This window comes from Marinobacter sp. UBA3604 (assembly GCF_002375325.1).
GTDB classification, from domain to species: Bacteria; Pseudomonadota; Gammaproteobacteria; order Pseudomonadales; family Oleiphilaceae; genus Marinobacter; species Marinobacter salarius.
The window spans coordinates 67,809-86,132 of the sequence record NZ_DFMB01000041.1; the positions used below are offsets into that span (position 1 = coordinate 67,809).

19 protein-coding genes are annotated in these 18,324 nt (G+C 58.1%); 12 read left to right on the forward strand and 7 right to left on the reverse strand.

Annotation, left to right across the window (positions count from 1 at the left end):
* Positions 1-75: 75 nt before the first annotated feature.
* Genes B2590_RS12020 through B2590_RS12035 form a run of 4 tightly spaced genes read left to right on the forward strand, consistent with a single transcriptional unit; the run spans position 76 to position 2,818 of the window.
* Positions 76-789, forward strand: a complete 714-nt coding sequence (locus B2590_RS12020) for a MotA/TolQ/ExbB proton channel family protein (protein WP_041334205.1) — start codon at positions 76-78, stop codon at positions 787-789.
* A 24-nt stretch (positions 790-813) separates the two neighbouring features.
* The gene (locus B2590_RS12025; RefSeq protein WP_286810274.1) at positions 814-1,311 is read left to right on the forward strand and encodes an ExbD/TolR family protein; all 498 of its coding nucleotides are present in this window, start codon (positions 814-816) and stop codon (positions 1,309-1,311) included.
* The gene (locus tag B2590_RS12030) at positions 1,308-1,808 is read left to right on the forward strand and encodes an ExbD/TolR family protein (RefSeq protein ID WP_041334208.1); all 501 of its coding nucleotides are present in this window, start codon (positions 1,308-1,310) and stop codon (positions 1,806-1,808) included. The genes B2590_RS12025 and B2590_RS12030 overlap by 4 nt, the downstream gene beginning before the upstream one ends.
* Positions 1,809-1,810: 2 nt before the next feature.
* Entirely contained in the window at positions 1,811-2,818 is a 1,008-nt protein-coding gene (locus tag B2590_RS12035) for an AgmX/PglI C-terminal domain-containing protein (RefSeq protein WP_286810275.1), read from the forward strand.
* A 60-nt stretch (positions 2,819-2,878) separates the two neighbouring features.
* On the opposite strand, the gene B2590_RS12040 is transcribed toward B2590_RS12035, so the two are convergent.
* Positions 2,879-3,256: a GFA family protein gene (locus B2590_RS12040; RefSeq protein ID WP_228209744.1), complete on the reverse strand. Its 378-nt coding sequence runs from the start codon at positions 3,254-3,256 to the stop codon at positions 2,879-2,881.
* A gap of 150 nt (positions 3,257-3,406) precedes the next feature.
* Here B2590_RS12040 and B2590_RS12045 point away from each other — a divergent pair, with 150 nt between their 5' ends.
* Both B2590_RS12045 and B2590_RS12050 read left to right on the forward strand, forming a co-directional pair.
* Positions 3,407-3,658, forward strand: coding sequence for a type II toxin-antitoxin system Phd/YefM family antitoxin (locus B2590_RS12045; RefSeq protein WP_126812315.1), 252 nt, complete (start codon positions 3,407-3,409; stop codon positions 3,656-3,658).
* Positions 3,655-3,909: a Txe/YoeB family addiction module toxin gene (locus tag B2590_RS12050; RefSeq protein ID WP_126812317.1), complete on the forward strand. Its 255-nt coding sequence runs from the start codon at positions 3,655-3,657 to the stop codon at positions 3,907-3,909. Before B2590_RS12045 ends, B2590_RS12050 begins: the two co-directional genes overlap by 4 nt.
* A 299-nt stretch (positions 3,910-4,208) precedes the next feature.
* Here the strand turns inward: B2590_RS12050 and B2590_RS12055 are convergent, their stop codons facing one another.
* The gene (locus B2590_RS12055; protein ID WP_286810276.1) at positions 4,209-5,075 is read right to left on the reverse strand and encodes a DMT family transporter; all 867 of its coding nucleotides are present in this window, start codon (positions 5,073-5,075) and stop codon (positions 4,209-4,211) included.
* Positions 5,076-5,248: 173 nt separating this feature from the next.
* Between B2590_RS12055 and B2590_RS12060 the strand changes: the two genes are divergently transcribed.
* Entirely contained in the window at positions 5,249-6,184 is a 936-nt protein-coding gene (locus B2590_RS12060) for a LysR substrate-binding domain-containing protein (protein WP_228209742.1), read from the forward strand.
* A 219-nt stretch (positions 6,185-6,403) separates the two neighbouring features.
* On the opposite strand, the gene B2590_RS12065 is transcribed toward B2590_RS12060, so the two are convergent.
* Positions 6,404-7,774, reverse strand: coding sequence for a sodium:solute symporter family transporter (locus B2590_RS12065; protein ID WP_126812321.1), 1,371 nt, complete (start codon positions 7,772-7,774; stop codon positions 6,404-6,406).
* A 134-nt stretch (positions 7,775-7,908) separates the two neighbouring features.
* On the opposite strand from B2590_RS12065, the gene B2590_RS12070 reads away from it, so the two are divergent.
* Entirely contained in the window at positions 7,909-8,229 is a 321-nt protein-coding gene (locus B2590_RS12070) for a TraR/DksA family transcriptional regulator (protein WP_041334219.1), read from the forward strand.
* 7 nt (positions 8,230-8,236) lie between these two features.
* Here B2590_RS12070 and malT read toward each other — a convergent pair whose 3' ends face one another.
* Positions 8,237-11,002 (reverse strand): HTH-type transcriptional regulator MalT, encoded by a 2,766-nt coding sequence (gene malT, locus B2590_RS12075; RefSeq protein ID WP_085680179.1) that lies wholly within the window; start codon positions 11,000-11,002, stop codon positions 8,237-8,239.
* A 252-nt stretch (positions 11,003-11,254) separates the two neighbouring features.
* On the opposite strand from malT, the gene B2590_RS12080 reads away from it, so the two are divergent.
* The 4 genes from B2590_RS12080 to B2590_RS12095 are packed head-to-tail and all read left to right on the forward strand — an operon-like array spanning position 11,255 to position 15,876.
* Complete coding sequence (locus tag B2590_RS12080; protein WP_085680181.1) at positions 11,255-12,055, forward strand: C39 family peptidase; 801 nt, start codon at positions 11,255-11,257, stop codon at positions 12,053-12,055.
* A gap of 59 nt (positions 12,056-12,114) precedes the next feature.
* Positions 12,115-13,125: a hypothetical protein gene (locus B2590_RS12085; protein ID WP_041334221.1), complete on the forward strand. Its 1,011-nt coding sequence runs from the start codon at positions 12,115-12,117 to the stop codon at positions 13,123-13,125.
* Between the two features lie 37 nt (positions 13,126-13,162).
* Positions 13,163-14,788: an OmpP1/FadL family transporter gene (locus B2590_RS12090; protein WP_075196246.1), complete on the forward strand. Its 1,626-nt coding sequence runs from the start codon at positions 13,163-13,165 to the stop codon at positions 14,786-14,788.
* Between the two features lie 35 nt (positions 14,789-14,823).
* On the forward strand, positions 14,824-15,876 hold the full coding sequence (locus B2590_RS12095; protein ID WP_278367535.1) for a MalM family protein: 1,053 nt from the start codon (positions 14,824-14,826) through the stop codon (positions 15,874-15,876).
* A gap of 3 nt (positions 15,877-15,879) precedes the next feature.
* Here the strand turns inward: B2590_RS12095 and B2590_RS12100 are convergent, their stop codons facing one another.
* The 3 genes from B2590_RS12100 to B2590_RS12110 are packed head-to-tail and all read right to left on the reverse strand — an operon-like array spanning position 15,880 to position 18,283.
* A complete protein-coding gene (locus tag B2590_RS12100; protein ID WP_075196290.1) occupies positions 15,880-16,902 on the reverse strand; it encodes a polysaccharide deacetylase family protein in 1,023 nt (340 codons plus the stop codon).
* A 46-nt stretch (positions 16,903-16,948) separates the two neighbouring features.
* Positions 16,949-17,611 (reverse strand): DNA-J related domain-containing protein, encoded by a 663-nt coding sequence (locus B2590_RS12105; protein WP_041334224.1) that lies wholly within the window; start codon positions 17,609-17,611, stop codon positions 16,949-16,951.
* 27 nt (positions 17,612-17,638) lie between these two features.
* The gene (locus B2590_RS12110; protein ID WP_041334226.1) at positions 17,639-18,283 is read right to left on the reverse strand and encodes a TetR/AcrR family transcriptional regulator; all 645 of its coding nucleotides are present in this window, start codon (positions 18,281-18,283) and stop codon (positions 17,639-17,641) included.
* Positions 18,284-18,324: the final 41 nt, after the last annotated feature.

An 18,324-nucleotide genomic window follows, 5' to 3' on the forward strand; every position in this document is an offset into this window, starting at 1 on the left:
TGCGTGAACTTACCCCCACCGGGGCCGTTGCCGCATACACTAGCCAGCAAATACGGACTATGGAGTGCCCTGAAAATGATTGAAACTGCCGTTCGCTTCTTCCAGGAAGGTGGCTTTTTCATGTATCCGATCGCCATCGTGCTGATTATCGGACTCATCGTTGCCGCTGAACGTTACATATACCTGTCTGCCCAGAAGATCACTAATCGTCGTGATTTCAACCGGTTGCACCACATGATTGGTGGTAAGGATCTTAAGGGCGCGCTGAACTACGCTACTGAGTCTGGCAGTGCCATGGCCTCCATGATCGGTTTCGGCCTCCAGCGCCTGGCCCGTCGCCAGTCCCGGGAAGAGATCGAGTACGCGATGGAAGAGGGGCTTCTGGAAGTCATGCCCCGCCTTGAGAAGCGTACCCAGTATCTGTCTACGCTGGCCAACATTTCCACGCTGATGGGCCTGCTCGGCACCATCATTGGCCTGATCGCGGCCTTTACCGCGGTTGCCGCGGCGGACCCGTCTCAAAAGGCGAGCCTGCTGTCCCAGAGTATCTCCGTAGCGATGAACACGACGGCCTTCGGCCTGATGTCTGCGATCCCGCTGCTGTTGATCCACTCAGTGCTCCAGACCAAGACCAACGAAATCATCGACAGCTTCGAGATGGCCGGCATCAAGGTGCTGAACCTGATCACCGACGGAACAGGCGCAAGGCCGCAGGCACCGGCTGCCGCCGCTGCCCGCCCAGCAGAGCCTGCTTCCCGTGCGGCCAACCCCGCCGGGTCAGTGGCGTAACGGTTCAATCAGGGAGCTAAAGCCATGAGGCGTAAGCATCGTCGGCTTCGCAGCGAAGCGGACCTGGATATCACACCGTTCATGAACCTGATGATCGTGCTGGTTCCGGTCCTGCTGCTGAATATGGTGTTTGCACACACCAGCGTGCTGGAGCTGAATTTCCCAGATGTGGATAGCAGTTCCGTAGAAGAACAGAAAGAACTCCAGTTACAGGTCGTCATTTTCGAAGACCAGCTTGTGGTGTCCGACAACCAGGGCGGCGTGATCAAGACCATTGCCAACCACGAAGCGGCCCACGACTTCGAGATGCTCGGTAAGGTCATGAAGGAGCTTAAGGGCAGGCTCCCGGACAAACGCAACATCATCATTATGCCGTCCAGCGACACCTCATATCAGACGCTGGTGTCGGTGATGGACAAGGTGCGCTCTTACGAAGCGGTTGTCGCAGGTGATGTCGTTGAGGCCGAGCTGTTCCCCGAGATCTCACTGGGCGACGCACCGAAGAGGGCTGAACAGTCATGAAAGAGTCTGCGAAAGCCAAACGCCTGAAGCGCCATCATCGGCGGGGCAAACAACAGAGCAAGCTGAACCTGGTGTCGTTGATGGACATCTTTACCATCCTGGTGTTCTTCCTGATGGTGAATTCATCCTCCGATGTGCAGGTGCTGAACCAGGACAACGCCATCAAGCTGCCGGACTCCAGTGCCCAGCAGCCCCCGGGTGATGTGCTCGCGCTGACGGTCACGGACAACGATATCCTGGTGAACGGCCGTGTTGTGATGAAACGGGACGTGCTCCAGGCCTTTAGTGGTCAGGTAGAGCCCGCCCTGAAGGAAGAGCTGGACTACCAGGCCAGCCGCTCCAGTGCTCCGGCACCGGATGCAGGGCGCCCCATCACCATCCTTGCCGATCGCGAACTGCCCTATGAACTGTTGAAGAAAATCATGTCCACCTGCGTGGACGCGGGCTACGCCAGTATTTCACTGGCTGTAAACCAGAAAACAGAGCAGGGAGCCTAGCTGTGGCAGAGTATCGTCAGGGATTGCCCTGGAATCAGGAGGCCGGAGAACGCAAGCGCTTGTTTGCGGTTGCTACCCTCGTGGTACCGCTGTTCCTTGTGGCAGCTGCGTACATCACCTGGGTTGAGTTGCCGGAGCAGGATCGCAAAGAGCGTGAAGCCCTGCCGCCGCAATTGGCGAAGCTGATTGTTGAGAAACAGGAACCGCCACCACCCCCGGAACTGAAAGCGCCGGAACCCGAGCCTGAGCCCGAACTTGAACCAGAGAAGCCGGAACCGAAAGAGCAACCCGTTGCCGAACCCGAGCCCCAGGTACAGCCGCCCGCGCCGGAGCCTGAGCCAGAACCCGAACCCGAGCCCCAGGTGGCGGAGAAGCCGGAGCCAACGCAGCAGGATGTCGAAAAAGCCCGGGAAAAGGCAAAAAACACCGGTATCCTCGCCATGGGCGATGAGCTCTCCAAGCTGAGTGCGCTGGGTAAATCCGTCAAACTGGATACACCGGCCACCGTCACAACGGCCGAACCAATCGCCCGCAAGACGGGTGATACCCTGGCACAAAAGGCTAACACCGGCCGCAGCTCCGGCGTGGATGAATCCGGCCTGACCCGCGAAACCCGCGAGGTTGCGCTGGCAGAACGGCAACGAGCCCAGGTAGAGGAAGCGGAAGAAGTGGTCGCCCAGGCGAAAGCCGCCGAGCGTGAGCAGCAGGCCGCTGCCAGCAAGCGCAGCCGCGAAGAGCTCCGTCGCACCATGGACGCCAACAAATCGGCCATCTACAGCATCTACAACCGCGAACTGCGCCGCAAACCCTCACTGCAGGGTAGCGTGACGCCGGAACTGGTGATCGAAGAGAATGGGGCGGTCTCAAGCTGTTCGGTGGTGGAATCCACCCTGAACGAGCCAGCCCTTGAAAAGAAAATCTGCAACCGCCTGCGATTGGTGGATTTCGGCGCCCGCCCGGGTGTCGACAGGACGACTATTCGTTATCCGATCGAACTGCTCTCTGGTTGAGCGGACGCTATTGGCTACCGAGTCCCGGCCACCAGGCCGGGACTAACCTGCAATCAGCGATTAGCGGCGATCGGACGAGTGGTTGATGCCATCCGTGGTAGGAATATCGCCCAACTCAAAGGGATTTACCCCCTCTATACACGCCACGTTCACCCCAAACTGATTCGGGTTTGAGCGCCGTCTATGGTGTGTATAGATCCCGCAGGTAGCGCAGAAGTAGTGTTCAGCCGTTTTGGTATTGAACTGATAGAGCGTCAAATTCTCTGCTCCCTTCAATATCCTGAAAGCAGCCAGAGGAACCGACGTCACGACAGCACCACGCCGCGCGCACATTGAGCAATTGCAACGGCTCAAGTCCTCAAAGCCACCGGGAAGATCAACTTCGAATTGGACTCTGCCGCAATGGCAGGCGCCGCGGTTAATGCCTTGGATGTCCATGTCGGGCCAACTCCTTGTTAGTAACGCCCGGCTCTCGCGCCGGTTTGGAGCTGAGAAGCAGCGGAAAATCGGTTGCTGTGCAACCGATTGTTAAATTCTTTTCTGTACGATATCCTGAACACGTGCAATTTCCTGTACAGGATCGATCTTATGGATGCCATCAGCTATACAGCCGCTAGAACCAACCTAGCAAAAACCATGGAGCAGGTCTGTGAAGACCATTCTCCTGTGATCATCACTCGGAGCAAGTCACAATCCGTGGTAATGATTTCTCTTGAGGACTATGAGGCGTTGCAAGAGACTGCGTACCTTCTGCGCGCACCCAAAAATGCCCGGCGTTTGTTGGAGTCCGTTGCCGAGCTGGAGCAAGGCGGTGGTCAAGACAAGGAACTTCTTGAATGAAACTCATCTTCTCCGAGAACGCCTGGGAAGACTATCTGTACTGGCAGAAAACCGACAAAAAGATCCTTAACCGAATCAACAAGTTGATCAAAGAGACCAAGCGAGAACCTTTCGAAGGTGTTGGTAAACCAGAGCCCCTCAAGCACAGCCTCGCCGGGTACTGGTCCCGCCGAATTAACGAAGAGCACCGGATCGTTTACAAAGTCACGGATGACGCTTTGCTCTTAGCCCAGCTCCGGTACCACTACTGATTTAACAGTGTCTAGACCGCGTTCCGCGATATTGCGAAAAAGCGGATTCCAAATAACTTCGATCTTTGCCCACTCGGACACAGCCATAAACTGCCCACTTAATAACAGCTTAGTTCATTTTTCAGTGGATCACTATGTGATCGCTTGCATTCCACATTTCGTTCATGGAACACGACCGATACTGTATACAGTTGGGGGCAACCGACGCGAGAGCGAATCCGTCCTGACTCCGAGTTCTCTTTTTCGACGGGCGCTGTTGCGCCCGGGAAGGCGTCCAACTATGTCTGGGCTGATTAGATTTATTTTTGGCGTGTCACCAGGACAATACCGATCATCAGCATAGCACCGCCGATCAGGAAGTTGGTGGTCAGAGGGTCATCCAGCAATAGCGCACCGAATAGCACGCCAAACAGCGGGGACAGGAATGAAAAGACCCCGAGTTGCGATGCCCGATAACGACGCAGCAGGGCGAACCATAGCAGCAAAGCGCCGAATGCAATTATCAGGGTCTGGAAGGTCAGGCTGGCGATCACCGTTTGAGTCAACTTGATGGATGACAGGTCGCCAAGTATATAGGCCGCTGGCAGCAGCAACAGGCCTGCCATTCCCAACTGATACATCAGTGTCTGCTCGACCGGAGCCTCCGACAAGGACGTGGTCCGGAGGACCAGGGTGGTGGCGGCCCATGACAGCCCGGCCAGCAGGCCCAGCGCGTCCCCGATCAGGATGTCCCTGGCTCCGACCACGTCGGCGGTTGGCGCCATCGAGAACACCATGCCCAGGAACGCCAGGGCTATACCCCACCATTGACGGAGACTCAGTTGCTCCCCGGGGACCAGAAAATGCAGACCCAGCGCTGCAAACACCGGCGCCGTGTAGAGAAATACGGACATGTGTGAGGCCAGTGTGTAGTTGAGCCCCCAAGCGACAAAGACAAACTCGAAAGTGAACCCAAGCCCGACGCCTACGCCGGCGCCAAGCCGGGCGCGAAGATCATGGAGAGAAATACCCCGCCAACGCACCAGTACAGCAACCAGCACGAACGCCAGGGCTGAGCGCAGGGCAATCTGCGCCAGCGATGAGATATCCCCGATAACCGATTTGATGGCAACTTGCTGGAAGCCAAGGGCCAGGCAGAAAACCACCATCGCCAAACCAGCGGTCATATCGACCGATTTCCTTGGGTGACTTATTCTCACTTCCCGCGTGGCCTGCAGCCTTGCGAATCTGGATGTATTCATGGCAGCCTCCTGGTATATAAAAGGTTGCCATTCCAGCATTCTACGATAGCGCCAACAAACGATTAATCGGGTACTCTAGGGTCAGGAAAACTCAACTCATGAAAATCGAACGATTGCCACTGAACGCCTTGCGTGCCTTTGCCGAAGCCGCCCGGACTGGGAGTTTCAAGGTTGCCGCTCACCGGCTCGGGGTGACGCCGGGCGCCGTCAGCCGACAGATCAGACAGTTGGAAGATCGTTTTGGCGTGTCGTTGTTTGAACGCCATGCAAACGGCGTTTCGGTCAGTCGAGCCGGCCGATTGCTCGCAGAGGATGTCAATGCTGGCCTTGCGCGCATCGCCAATGGTGTCCAGATGGTGACGGAACGATCCCGGGAAACTACAACACTGGTGATCAGTGCCCCGCCATCCTTCATGCAACATTGGCTGCTGCCCCGGCTCAACGACTTCGAGACGCAGGAAAATGACATTGAGATTGCGCTGGACGCGGATCAGAAACTCACGCCTCCGGTCTGGCAGGAGGGCAGTGCGAGGTTATCCATGCGCTATGGACGCGGCCCCTGGCGTGGTGTTCGCACTGTCCCGCTATTCGATGACCGGCTGGTTCCGGTCTGTGCCCCGGGCCTGCTTGAGCAGTCACCCATCCGCACACCAGAAGATTTGCTGCACCACCAACTCCTGGCGGTGGACTGGTGTTCGCACCAAAGCGGGGATTTCCCGGGATGGAACGAATGGTTTCGTGCAGCGGGCGTTACAATCACCGCTTCACCGACGCAGCGCCAGTATTCACTCTACAGCCTGGCGTTGGACCGGGCTATTGCCGGGCAGGGCGTGATGCTGGCCACCTATCCTGTGGTGGCAGATCGTCTGGCGAGCGGGGTACTGGTGCGCCCATTGGGTGATGAGTACACCCTGGCTTCATCGTTTACTTATGACCTGCTTCTGCCTGCTTCAGGCACGGCACCCCCGGCAGTCCAGCGATTTGTTGACTGGCTGGTGGCTGAAGCACAGAGCTTCCGGCAGCAGGTGAGTTAGGGCTATCAGGACAATACGCAATACCTGAACCCGAGCTCTCCTTGATGAACCGCTTCGCCATTGGATTCCGGGGGATAACGTTGATTGCTCATGATAGTTCCTCCTATGCTCTAATCATGGACTAGGAGTGCCTGCTGAACCTGGGTAAGTCAATGATACAAATAGAGTTAACCGGGTATTCGTTGTATTGCCCGAAATCATGGTCGGAACGATCAGTTTTCAGTGCCTGTTCCGCCCCCAAACCAGCGTTATCGCCACGCTAACCACAGCGGAGGCGGCCAAGGCACCAAGGAAGGGGGCCAGGGTAGGGATGCCACCGGGGAAGCTGGCGGCCAGGAGGCCCGCCGTCAGACTGCCACCAGTCACCCAGCCAGGAATGATCGCCCCCGCCAGGCCGGCCAGGCCGCCAAATACGGCTGCGGTAGTGGTCATTCGCTTCCACAGCCCCATCAATACCGGTATCACCGCCGTCGCGCAGAGCAGGTCGGCGATCAGGAACAATCTCAGTACCGAGACGCCCTGGAGTGCGACTATCACCACGGGAATCATCAGGAGGACGGTCACCCATCGTGCCGATATGATGGAGAGCCCTTGTTTTTCAGTTACTGCCAGGGAGGCCAGGGCGTTCTGGAGTGTGTCCACGGATGAGGCGACTAGTGTGAGGGCCAGTACCAGGGCGGGAATGGTCAGCCATGCGGGGGCGCCGGATAGTAGTGCAAAGAACGGAATGGGTGGAGATCCGAGATCTGCACCGCTCATGGCGGCGGCAATGCCCAGGCCGCCGACTACGGCAACCACTATAATAGTCACCAGGCCGCCCAACAGGGCGCCGCTGCGCAGCGCCGAAGTATCGCGGGCGGACCACAGGCGCTGCCAGTAGCCCTGGTGAAACAGATTAGCGGCGGTTACGGCGATCACCAGTGTCAGGGCAACGCCCAGGGCACTGCCTACTGGCGCGGAGGGGGCGTCAGCCATTTGCAGTTCCGGTAGCCGGTCCATTGCCACGAATCCGACAATGGCCAGTAGCCCGATCAGCAGGAACGCCTGCCACTGGTCCGTGACGATGCTGGCTCGCAGGCCACCCCAGGTGGTGTATATAAGTGTGGCAACGGCCACGCCAAGCACCGCAAGGTTCCCATTCACGCCCGACAGCAATGAGGTGATGGCGCCGATGGCGGTGAGTTCGGCGGTGAGGAAGCACAGCATGTAGAGCACGGAGATCAGCGACACGTAGCGGCGAACCGATGAGCCATAACAGGCCTGGGCAAACTCGCCAATGCTGCGGCCCTGTGGCAGGTAGCGCCGGATGGCCGGGCCACAGAAGGCAAACACGATAAAGGGCAGGGCGGCGCCAAGGGCGTAACCGGCCAATGCCACCGGCCCCACCAGGGCGCCAACTTCCGGGGGCGCGAAGAGTATCCAGCCTCCCATACCCGACGCCAGGAAGGATAGCCCGAGTGCCCGGGCGCCCTGACTGTTGCGGGCCGTCACGAAATCATCCAGGCCGCCATCGGCCAGGCGAGCCCGCAGCCCGAGCCAGGTGAACAGAACGAGTGCAGCCGCCAGGGCAGCTACCGTGGTGTAGAGCATGGTGTGTTTCTCCGTTAATCATAAAGCCGGGAATAGTGACATATTCCACGTGGTGCTGCGATTGACTGTCTGTCTTATGCTTTACTGTATTAAGTCACCATTCGGAATTGAACCGACGGGGGAGGCCCCACCCAATGAGTAATCGCAAATCGGAACTGGAAACCCTGCGTGCCGACCTTAAGGCACGCCTGTCAAAGTATGAAGCCCACCAGCATCGCCAGGGTGGCGCGCTGGAGAAAGACTTCGAAGAGCAGGCCGTACAGACCCAGAACGACGAAGTGGTCGATTCACTGGAGACGGAAACCCGCAACGAGCTGGCCCAGATCGAACACGCCCTTGAACGCCTTGCTGAAGGGCTCGGGGACGAATGTGAGGGGTGCGGCGAAGACATTGATCCACGGCGCCTGCAGGTTCTGCCCTACACCACAGTCTGCGTGAAGTGCGCCGAAGACTGACCCCCTATCACTCCCCCTGAATCTTGCTGAGCAGGTCTTTGGCCAGTTCAATGGCCTCTGACCGGTGGCTGATGTTCTGCTTCTGGTAGAGGCTGCGAATGTGCGTCTTCACCGTCGTGGAGGCGACTTTCAGGTGTTCGGCGATCTGGTCATTCGACAGGCCGGCGTGGATCAGACTGAGTATCTGCCATTCCCGGCGGGTAAGGGGAGATGTGCGGATCAGTTCGGGTACATCAGGACGGTCGATAATATCCTGAATGATGGCTTCGTCCAGTGAAATCCGGATGGCGCGGCTGAAATCCCGTTGTTGCTGAGCCAGCTGGATCAGGCGTTCGGCGCGCTGCAGTTCCATTCCGTCAATCGCTTCGTCATTGATCAGCGCTTTCAGGATCACGATCAATACCTTGCCCATACGCAGGAAGCTGCCAACGGCCCCGGTGGTGCTGGCCAGTTGGAGCGCGGCGACCATGTGCTTCAGGGCGTTCTCGCGGTCTTCGGTGTCCCAGTAGAGCAGCGCCAGGGCGATATGGTTGCGGTTGAGGTCGGTTTTAAGCCCCACCTGTTCCGCTACGGCTTGCAGTCCCGTCAGCAGAGGCTGCGCCTTGCTGTACAGCCCCAGGCTCATGTATGCCCGAGCCCGGTTGCGACCGTTGCACTGATTGAAGTGGTTGGTCGCCGTGGTGGGGTCGACGGGCGGGGCAATGGTCAGCCAGCGTTGTATGGCTTCCCGGTCCCGAACCGCATCCCAGTAGGCGAGCATGGTGGCATGGGCATTGGCGACCCAGTCCAGATGATAGTCACCGGAGGCGAGCATTTTCTGCATCTTGGCGATGTAGTCCGCGCACAGGCTTTGCCGGCCCCTGGCATGGGCCACCTTGGCCAGCGATGTATAGCTTTGCACGTACCAGCGCTCGCCCTGGGCTTCCAGGATTTCGATGCCCTGGAGCGCACACCGCTCAGCATTTTCCAGATGGTGCCATTCCCACATGATCTGACTGCGGATGCGGAACAGGAATTCCAGTATCGGCAGGTGGTTGAGGTGGTTTTCCTCGGCGTACTGGAAACCCCGTTCCTGGATGTTGTAGGCCTTCTGCAACAAGCCCATCGCAACGCTGATTTCAGACTGCTGACACAGTGCCCAGAGCACGTTCTGGTGGGCCTGGTGCGCCCGGGCGAGGTGTTCGGTTTCCTGCATACGGGCGAGGGCTTCTTCCAGTTCGCCCTGGACAAACAGAGCTTCCCCAATGACAGAGGCCGCCGCCACCCGGGAGGTGGGCAAGTAGCGGGCTTCCTGGTCGATGGCTTCGCGGGCGAGGGCCAGGGCACGTTCTCCATCCCCATAATTCATGGCGACCTGGGCACGAATGGCACTGAATTCACCATGCACCGCGCGCTGGGTGTCTTCCGTCATGGATGCTTCCAGACGGGTTTCCGCAGCCGACAACCAGTTTTCAACTTCGTCAAACTTGTACTGGCCCTGGGCCACCCAGGCCCTGAGCAGTGTCAGCGTCGGATCCTGGGCAATCACATCCTGGGGCAGGGCGTCGAGGCAACGCTGCAGCAGGATAAACTGGCCCTCGGTGAAAAACTTGCGGCCGTGAATGGTCAGTACGCGGGTGATACGGTCCGCGTCGTCGGCGGCGATGGCGTGGCGGGCGGCCTCTTCGGCGTGGTCCAGTTCCAGCCAGGCGTCACTGGCCCGTTGGTGCAGCTGTTGGCGGTTTTCTTCGGTGGTGCAGCTCAACAGGTGCTGGAGATAGACGGAAAACAGCGGATGGTAGCGGAACCACAGGGCGGAATTGTCCACGGGCGTGATAAACAGCCCCATGGACAGAAGGCCGCTGAGCAGGGCCTGGCCATTGCTGTCGTCCATCACCCGCATGACCATCCGCGCGTTGAAGCGGTCCAGTATGCTGGTGCGTAGCAGGAATGTTCGCTGCTGTTCCGTCAGCCCCTGTCCAACCAGTTCGTCAAAGTAGTCAAAGATGTGCTGGTTGCCGTACTCCAGCTGATCCACAAAATCGTTGAATTCGATGCTGGTCAGTGCCGATGCGGACAGAAGCTGGAGTGCCGACACCCAGCCTTCAACCCGCCTGACAGCCCGCTCGATGCTTTCCCGCGAAATCTCGAACGGCAATCGGCTGTCAAAGTAGCTCTGTGCTTCGTCTGCACCAAAGGCCAGATCCCGTGAGGTGATCTCGGTCATCCGTCCCTGCATCCTCAGTTGCGCGACGCCAATGGGGGGCACCGTCCGGGTGATCAGGACGAGCGTCAGACAGGCAGGTTGATGCCGCAGCAGGAAGCGCAGCGCGTTGTGGATGACCTCGTTGTCAATCAGGTGATAGTCGTCCAGCACCAGATACAGCGGGTCCCCGTCCAGCCCGTCCAAGGGAAGCTCGGCCAGGAGGTCGGTGAGAAAACTCTCCAGATCGTCGTACCCCTTCTCCTGCAATTTCCGCAGCGTGGCCTTGCAGCTGCCGGGAGCTGCAACCTCAAGTGACTTGGCCAGGTAGCCTGCAAATCGGGCCGGGTCGTTGTCGCCGACCTCCAGGCGATACCAGGCGCTGGTGGCCTCCAGTGCCTCAAGACGGTCCGCCACCGTGGTGGTTTTGCCATAGCCCGCGGGCGCATGCACCAGCAGCAGGCTTACCGGTTCCAGGCCGTGGAGAAGATCGTTGAATTTTTCCCGGTGTAAAAGGGCGGGTGGTGGTTGTGGGCTCTGGTTTTTGGCAGCGATGAACGTCAGTTGTCCCGGATTCAGTGTTGTTGTCATCAGGATCTTCAGTAATTGGTGTCAGACAGTGGCAAAGAATGTGATACCGGCTTTGTGGCTCTGCGTCAACTTCCCGTTGTCGCTATTTGAGGGGCATGAACCAGTTCTCAAAACCGGCAGGGAGGGCCCCTTCTGCAGCGGTAGATTTGAGGCACAGTTATCTTTAAGGCGTTAGCGATTTCGGTATCTTACCGTAACAAGATGTAACTCGGAAAACGTGATGTCTAATAATAACAGGGACTTCGTCTGACCATGCTGCTGGTACTCGCCGGATCCATCCTCACTTTCACTATGGCCCAGGAGGCGGTCGTCGTGGAGCCTTATGAACAGGGCACCATTGTGATTGAGCAGGATTTCGACACCAGCCCCATTGAGTTGAGAACCGACGCCCGGGTGGAACCTTTGGTGGAGCAGAAGTTCCGGAATATCGTGCGTCAGGCTTACGACTACAGCTGCGGTAGCGCCGCCTTGACCACGGTTCTGAATTTCTACCTCGGTAGAAACCTTGGTGAGCGGCAAGTCATGGAGGGGCTGCTTCACTACGGCGAGAGTGAACGGATTGTGCAGCGCCGCGCCTTTTCCATGCTCGACATGAAACGTCTCGTTACCGCCCTTGGTTATCCCTCTGGCGGGTTCCGCGCCACGATTGATGACCTGATTGACCTCGATCACCCGGCCATCGTTCCCATCCAGCACGCCGGTTTCAAGCACTTCGTGGTGCTGCGCACCATTCGCGACGGCCGGGTGTATCTCGCCGATCCGGCGGTCGGCAATATCTCCTTCACGCTCGCCCAGTTTGAAGAGAGCTGGGACGACAACGTGCTCTTCATTGTGTTCCCCGGCAGTGACAAGCCGCTGGATTACCTGGAGTTGAAAGAGGAGGACCTCCGGTTTGTGGACGACCAGACATTGACGTTGCTGGCGTTGCAGAAGTTACCCGAATTCCATGAATCCACGGAACGCCGGATCAGAAACATGCTGGAACGCCAGAAGAATAATCCGGACGGCAGCGTTGAGAATACCCGGAAGCAGCTGTTCTACCGGCGCCATTAACGTGCCGGGCGCAAAGCCGGCACACAGGAAACAATACAATTAGAAATAAGGGAGTCAGGATGAATCGTTGGTTAGTGCGAGGTTTTATCCTTTTTTCCGTGACTGGCCTTTTACCAACCATGGCATTGTCGCAGGAAGGAAACGTAGACGAGGCGAGGGAGGCACTTGCCAGGCAGGAGGGTGACGAGGATTCATCCAAACAGTTGGAAGAGGTGTTCCAGGCAGCCGAGACCAGCTACTCGTTGCAGAAGAAGGGCACCCATTCCCTGAACTACTCGTTCGATTACTCCTACACCGGTGACCAGCGTCTCGACCTGGCGATCACCGACGGTTCAGTTCGCAACCTCGATGTGGTGCCGTCCGCGACCCACAACTTCACCAATGCGTTTTCCTACGATTATGGCCTGCTGGATAACCTGACTGTCGGTGCGCGGATACCCCTGGTGGTTAAGTACGATACCCAGGATGAACTGAACATCTACGATTTTGGCGATATCTCCGCGACCGCTCGCTGGCAGCCTTTTGCCTACGTGCCGGGCAAGATGTCCACGACGGTCTTCGGCACTTTCACAACCAAGACGGGTGTCAGTCCCTACGAGATTGATATAGACGAGCAACTGTCCACCGGTAGCGGCTACTATTCGGTTGCCGGCGGCGTAAGTTTCTCAAAGGTGTTGGACCCGGTGGTTGTGTTCGGGTCTACCAGCGCTACCTACAACCTTCCTGAGAGGGACCTCCAACAAGTCCGGGGCGCCAGGGTGTTACAGGAACTGGAACCCGGCTTCGGGCTTTCCGGCTCCGCCGGTTTCGCCTATTCGCTGTCCTACGACATTTCCCTCAGCATCTCCGCCCAGTTGAGTTACAGCGACCAGACCATCCTGTCCTTCAGTGATGGCACTCAGGCCGTTGCTCAGGACCAGATGAGTGGCTTCCTCAGTATGTCGCTGGGTACCCGCGTGAGCGATACCACCATCGTGAACACCAGCCTTGGTATTGGCCTTACCGAAGACGCACCTGATTTCTCGCTGGGCGTGTCCCTACCCATCAGATTTTCAGGTCTCAAAGAGTGAGTTCAGCCTCTGACGTTTTACGGGAAGGGAAGATTTCATGGGAATAACCAGCCACAAGAGACAGATTGCCGCTGCCATTATGGCAGCCTCGGTGACCTGTGGTGTCGAGGCGCAGCTGGCACAGAACCTGACCATTCATCCCAAGGCATTGGCCCTGGGTAACGCCGTGACGGCCGATCCGCCCGGTATTATGGCGATCCATTACAACCCGGCGGGGCTGACCAAGCTGGATGGGCGTCAGCTTGAAGTTAACCTGATGAGCGTCTACCTGGACATTGACGCCGATTTCCACGCCCCGGATGGCTACGAGATTTTCGGCATTGATGGCCTGGAAACAGACCCTCTCACTGGCAAACAGCGGGACCCGGTCGCAAACAAACACAGCCATACTAACAACGTTGCCCTGTATCTCCCGGGATTTGGCATATTGCGGGCGCCGCCTGGCCCCGCCGTCGCCCCGTCTGCCGGTATCAGCATCAACCCGCCCGGGTCGAAACTGACCTTTGGCAACGCCTTCTACCTGCCCCTGGCCGCCGGCTTCTATCGCGACAAGGACGACCCGGGGCGCTATATGCCACAGGCAACGGCCTTGCAGCGGACAACTTATCTGTCGCCAACCGTTGGTTACAAGATCAACGACGAGTGGTCCGTGGGTGCCGGAATCCATCTGTCGCATATGGGGGTTGCCGCAGATCAGTACATGCGCGCCCCCAACATGCTATTGGGCGTTGCGGAGGTTCTTCAGGATGCCTTCAACTGCGAAAGTGGGGATGAGCCTCTGCAGCCATGGCTGGCCCTTTGCGGGGGTAATGTCGGGCCCTGGGACGACATTGGCGCCTTGAGTATCAACGTGCAGGAAACCCTGTCACCCACCTACGCGCTGGGTGTGATGTGGGAACCCAATGAGTGGTTCGCCTGGGGGGCGAGTTATACCTCCGAAGCCGACATGAATATGAAGGGTACTTTCGAGATAGAGTACACCGACGACTGGTCCGGCTTCTGGCAGAGCGTCAACGGCTCGGTGCTGGGTGCCATCACCTCGGCTATCCTGAGCTTGCCGTCCGGTGCCCCAAGGGAAGCGGGCAACGTCTCCATGGACCTGACCTATCCCCAGCATTTCCAGACCGGCATCAGCTTGGATGTCCATCCCAAGCTGACGGTCAATGTGGACGTTGGCTGGACGGACTACAAGCAGTGGGACGCGTTTGTGTTTCGCTTCGATCGTAACCTGGAGTTCCTGAACGCCGCGCGGATTCTGTCACCGCAGAACGCCACTCCCAACACACTGAGGTTGCCTCTCGGTTTTACCGATCAGTGGAACTGGGGTTTTGGGCTGGAGTTCCATGCGTCGTCCCGTCTGGACCTTCGCGCGGGTATGGAAATCCGGGATTCGGTAATTCCCGATGACCAGCGCCAGATTATGGCGCCGTTCGGCGGTGCAAACCTCTACAGTATTGGTATGGGGTATCGGTGGGATAAGGATACTGAGATCGACATGAACCTGAGCTATCTGCAATCCATAGAAACGGTTCCTGCCAACGGCAGTTGTAACCTAAACTGTGACAATATTACCAATATCATCTACAACCCCTATGCGGGGCTGGATGTGAAAACCTCGCTACGGGTTGTCACGGCAGGTCTCAGTTTCCGTACCAAATTCTGACGCAAACGCGTTAACGAACAGGGTGTTTTGCCCCGATGTCCAAATGCCATTTTATGGTTATCGCTTGTCTGGCTGTCGTTATAAGTGGCTGCCAGTTGTCTGGCCCCGACGCCTCTGGCAGCCGCGAGGGTTATTTTACCTGGGTGGACGAGCAGGGGCGGGTAAGACAGTCGCCAATACCGCAGAGCACCGGTGAGAGAGATAAGGGCGAGGGCAAGGAGGCAAACGCTGAGGATGCTCCCCGAACTGGCTCTGCGGACTCGTCGGCTTCCGGGGATGATTCTTCCAGCGGGTACCACGAAGAATTCAATCTCGAAAATTATCCCGATGCCAATCAGCTCGAAAAAGACGGCTATGTTCGTCCGGGCGAACCCAAGCCTTATTTCACCTGGCGTGATGCCCAGGGCAATATTCGTGTCAGCTATTACCAGCCGGATACCCGGACCGCTGTCGAGAAGGGGCGCATCAAGCCGCCGATTCAACTGACGGAGGCCAGTATCCATCAACCGGGAGAAACGGTCGGGCTGCCGGGCCTGCCGGAAGATGCTGACCCCGAGACCATGGCTGTCCTGGGAATCGATCCCGGAGAGGAACGTTTTTTCCAGCAGTGGGCAGGGCAATGCTGTCAGGCGCTGGAACGGTCGGAGCCTGAGCAATGGCAGGAAGGTCGTGAATTCGGGGTGTCCATGGGTGACGAGGCCCCCCGCCATTCATTCAGCACGGGTGAAAGCCATTACCGTCTGGTCAGGCTGCCGCCGGCGGAGCAAATTACCGATTTCATCCTCCACCTCAGGTCGTTCAACCACGAAGGAATGTTTGTGGCCTCGGTGGCGTTTCTTGATGCCTCGTTCGCCCCGGTTCGAATCGTGACTGACCTGGTTGCCAGCTATGTTCCTGAATCCTGGTACCAGTACGGCTACCTTCACGCTTACATTCCGGTGTTCCCGAGCCGGGGTGAGCGTTGGATGGTGATCTTCACGCGCGAGGCGGATCTGGCGGGGCAGACGGTTATCGAGGACAAGTACGGGCCCAAGGCCATCCCGCACACCCGTACCGGTGAACTCAGTCTCTCCCGGGCTGGCGAGTGACGTTCAGTCTTCAGGCTGGCTCAGGTCAAGCCATTGCTGTGACAGCCAATAATAGCTGCCATCGGGGGCCGGATGGGTGCAGTTGTAGCGAAAACGACGGCTGTTAAAGCTTCTAGGAGCCTTGAGAATGACTTTATCTCCACCCGATACCTGGAAGTCTACGCGCCCCTGGCCGGAGGCAAAACAACTCAACCGGTCGACGCTGATGGTGTTCGGTACGGTAAAAGCGAGGGTGGGCGGGTTCTCAGAGATAACGCCGTCCGGCAGCTTGTTGGCATCGACTGGCAGCGCCTTGCTACGTAGTTTGTCTTCAAGGCTGTTGAGTTGTCCGTAGGCGTTCGCCACCGGGAATCGAGGCAGACGTGTGGCGGCGGAAGTCTCCCCGATGGCGCCGGATTGCTGTCCAAAGCCGAGCCAGCCACGTGCCGCAATCTTGCGTAATAACGCGTCGTCAAACTCGCCGTAGGGATAGGCAAACATCGGAATGTTGGTCCCCAGTTTTTCGGAGAGTGTTTCCTGGGCCTCATCCAGGCTGCGATTGACACGTGCCTCCCAATCGTTATCGGATTCACCTGGGCGTTTTGCGAGGTGGCCGTGGTCTTTGCTGTGGTTGGCGATGGTCACGCCGTCGCGGTCTCTGACTTCCTGCAACTGATCCCAGGTCATATAGCCATGGCTGCCCACGGCCTCGGTATTGACGAATATGGTGTACTCATACCCCCGCTCTTGCAGGGCTGGCGCTGCCTGTGAGTAGACGGATTCGTAGGCATCATCAAAGGTGATGGCAACCTGGGACCTGTCGTTCAGCTCACCCGCCAGTGCTGCGCGGGTTCCTGATTCAAGCGGAACGACCTCCAGCCCCAGATCCTCAATCATATCCAGTTGTCCCTGGAACAGGGACACTGACGTACTGGTGGAGGACGGCGTCGAGTCACTGACATGGTGGTACTGAAGCACTACCAGATCGGCATTGGCAGTCAGCGCGAACGCCGTGATGGGCAGGAGAAGGAGAGATCGGGTCATCATTCTTGGTGCCATTGGTGTGTCCTTGAAATCGGGAATTCCGGTGCAATCAGGTCCGAAAGTGAGCCTTGAGCACGGCGAAGGCCTGGTTTAGGTCCTGGATGGTTTCGGTTTCGCCACCCCGGTCCGGATGCGCATGCATAACAGCCCGCCGGAAGCGTTGTTTGACGTCGTCAAAGCCAGGGGGAATGGCATCAAAACCGAGGACGGCTGCGGCTTCACTCGCTTCTGTGGCGGCGGGTCGGTTGCCGCTGCGCCCGGCCCAGAAATCGTCCATCATCCGGTTTATGGCGTCTTCCGGCAGCTCGTACTTGGACAGGTCCAGGTAAAAATTCCGCAGTTCGTCCATGCGGTCGGGCACACCTGCGCCTGCCACCACAGAACTTTTGCGAAGTTGAATCACCAGTGGCGAAATGGTCAGGGTTTCTCCGCCGGTGGCGAGCTGATCCCGTAGCCGGTACAGCACATGGAACAGCAGGAAATGAACCGGATAGAGCTTGTCCGGTTCGCCAAAGTTGACCTCGCCAATCAGCTCCCAGGGCGGCTCTTGCAGGGTTTTGATAAGGCCCAGCTCGTTGATTCCGGCTGGGTGCCGACGAAGAATATGCTCGGTGGCAACCAGCAGGTGCTGAATCTGAAAATTCAGCGTCTCATTGGGCGCGTCACCATCCAGCGCCTTGGCGCCCTGTGTTGCGGTATCGGGTTGATTCATGCCCCAATGGTAGGCGACAGGGCGCCGTTACGGAAGAGGCATGTCCCGCTCCAACCCCTTCAGGAACAGGTTGGTCGCGAACCGGGTGGCATTCCTGGCCTCGGCCTCGGCCTCGGCGGGCCGATTGTGGGCACGGTAGGCCAGGCGCAAGCTGAGTTCGTAGCCTACCCCGAAGAAAGCGGCGCACAGGTACTCTTCGTCCATCTCCGGCAACAGGCCACGCTCAACGGCGTTCCTGACATCGTCCTCCAGGGAGAGCATGGCAAGCCCGAGAATGTCTGAGCCGAACAGTTCACGGATGGCACGATCGTTACGATGCGCCAGCTCGTAAACCAGGGGGTCGCTGGCGGTGGCCCGGAACAGCGAAAGGTATGCAAAGTAGATGAAGTCTTCAGCGGAATTGGCGGACTTTCGGCACTCGGTAAGGTTGTGATTGAGGCCGCTTAGGAAATCTGTCAGCAGAGCTGCAAAAATGTCCTGTTTGCTGGAAAAATAATTGTAGAAGGTGCCTGCCGCCAGGCCGGTACGGCGTACGATATCGCGGATGGTGGAGTTGTCGTACCCCCGTTCCCGAAAGCACTCCCGCGCCGCGTCAAGAATGGCACTGCGGTTGCGAATACGGTTGAATTCCCGTTTACCGGTGGCTTCCGGTTTTGTGTCTAACATATCCATGTCTGTATCCTGTCCCTGGAACTTTTGCACGCGTATAATCC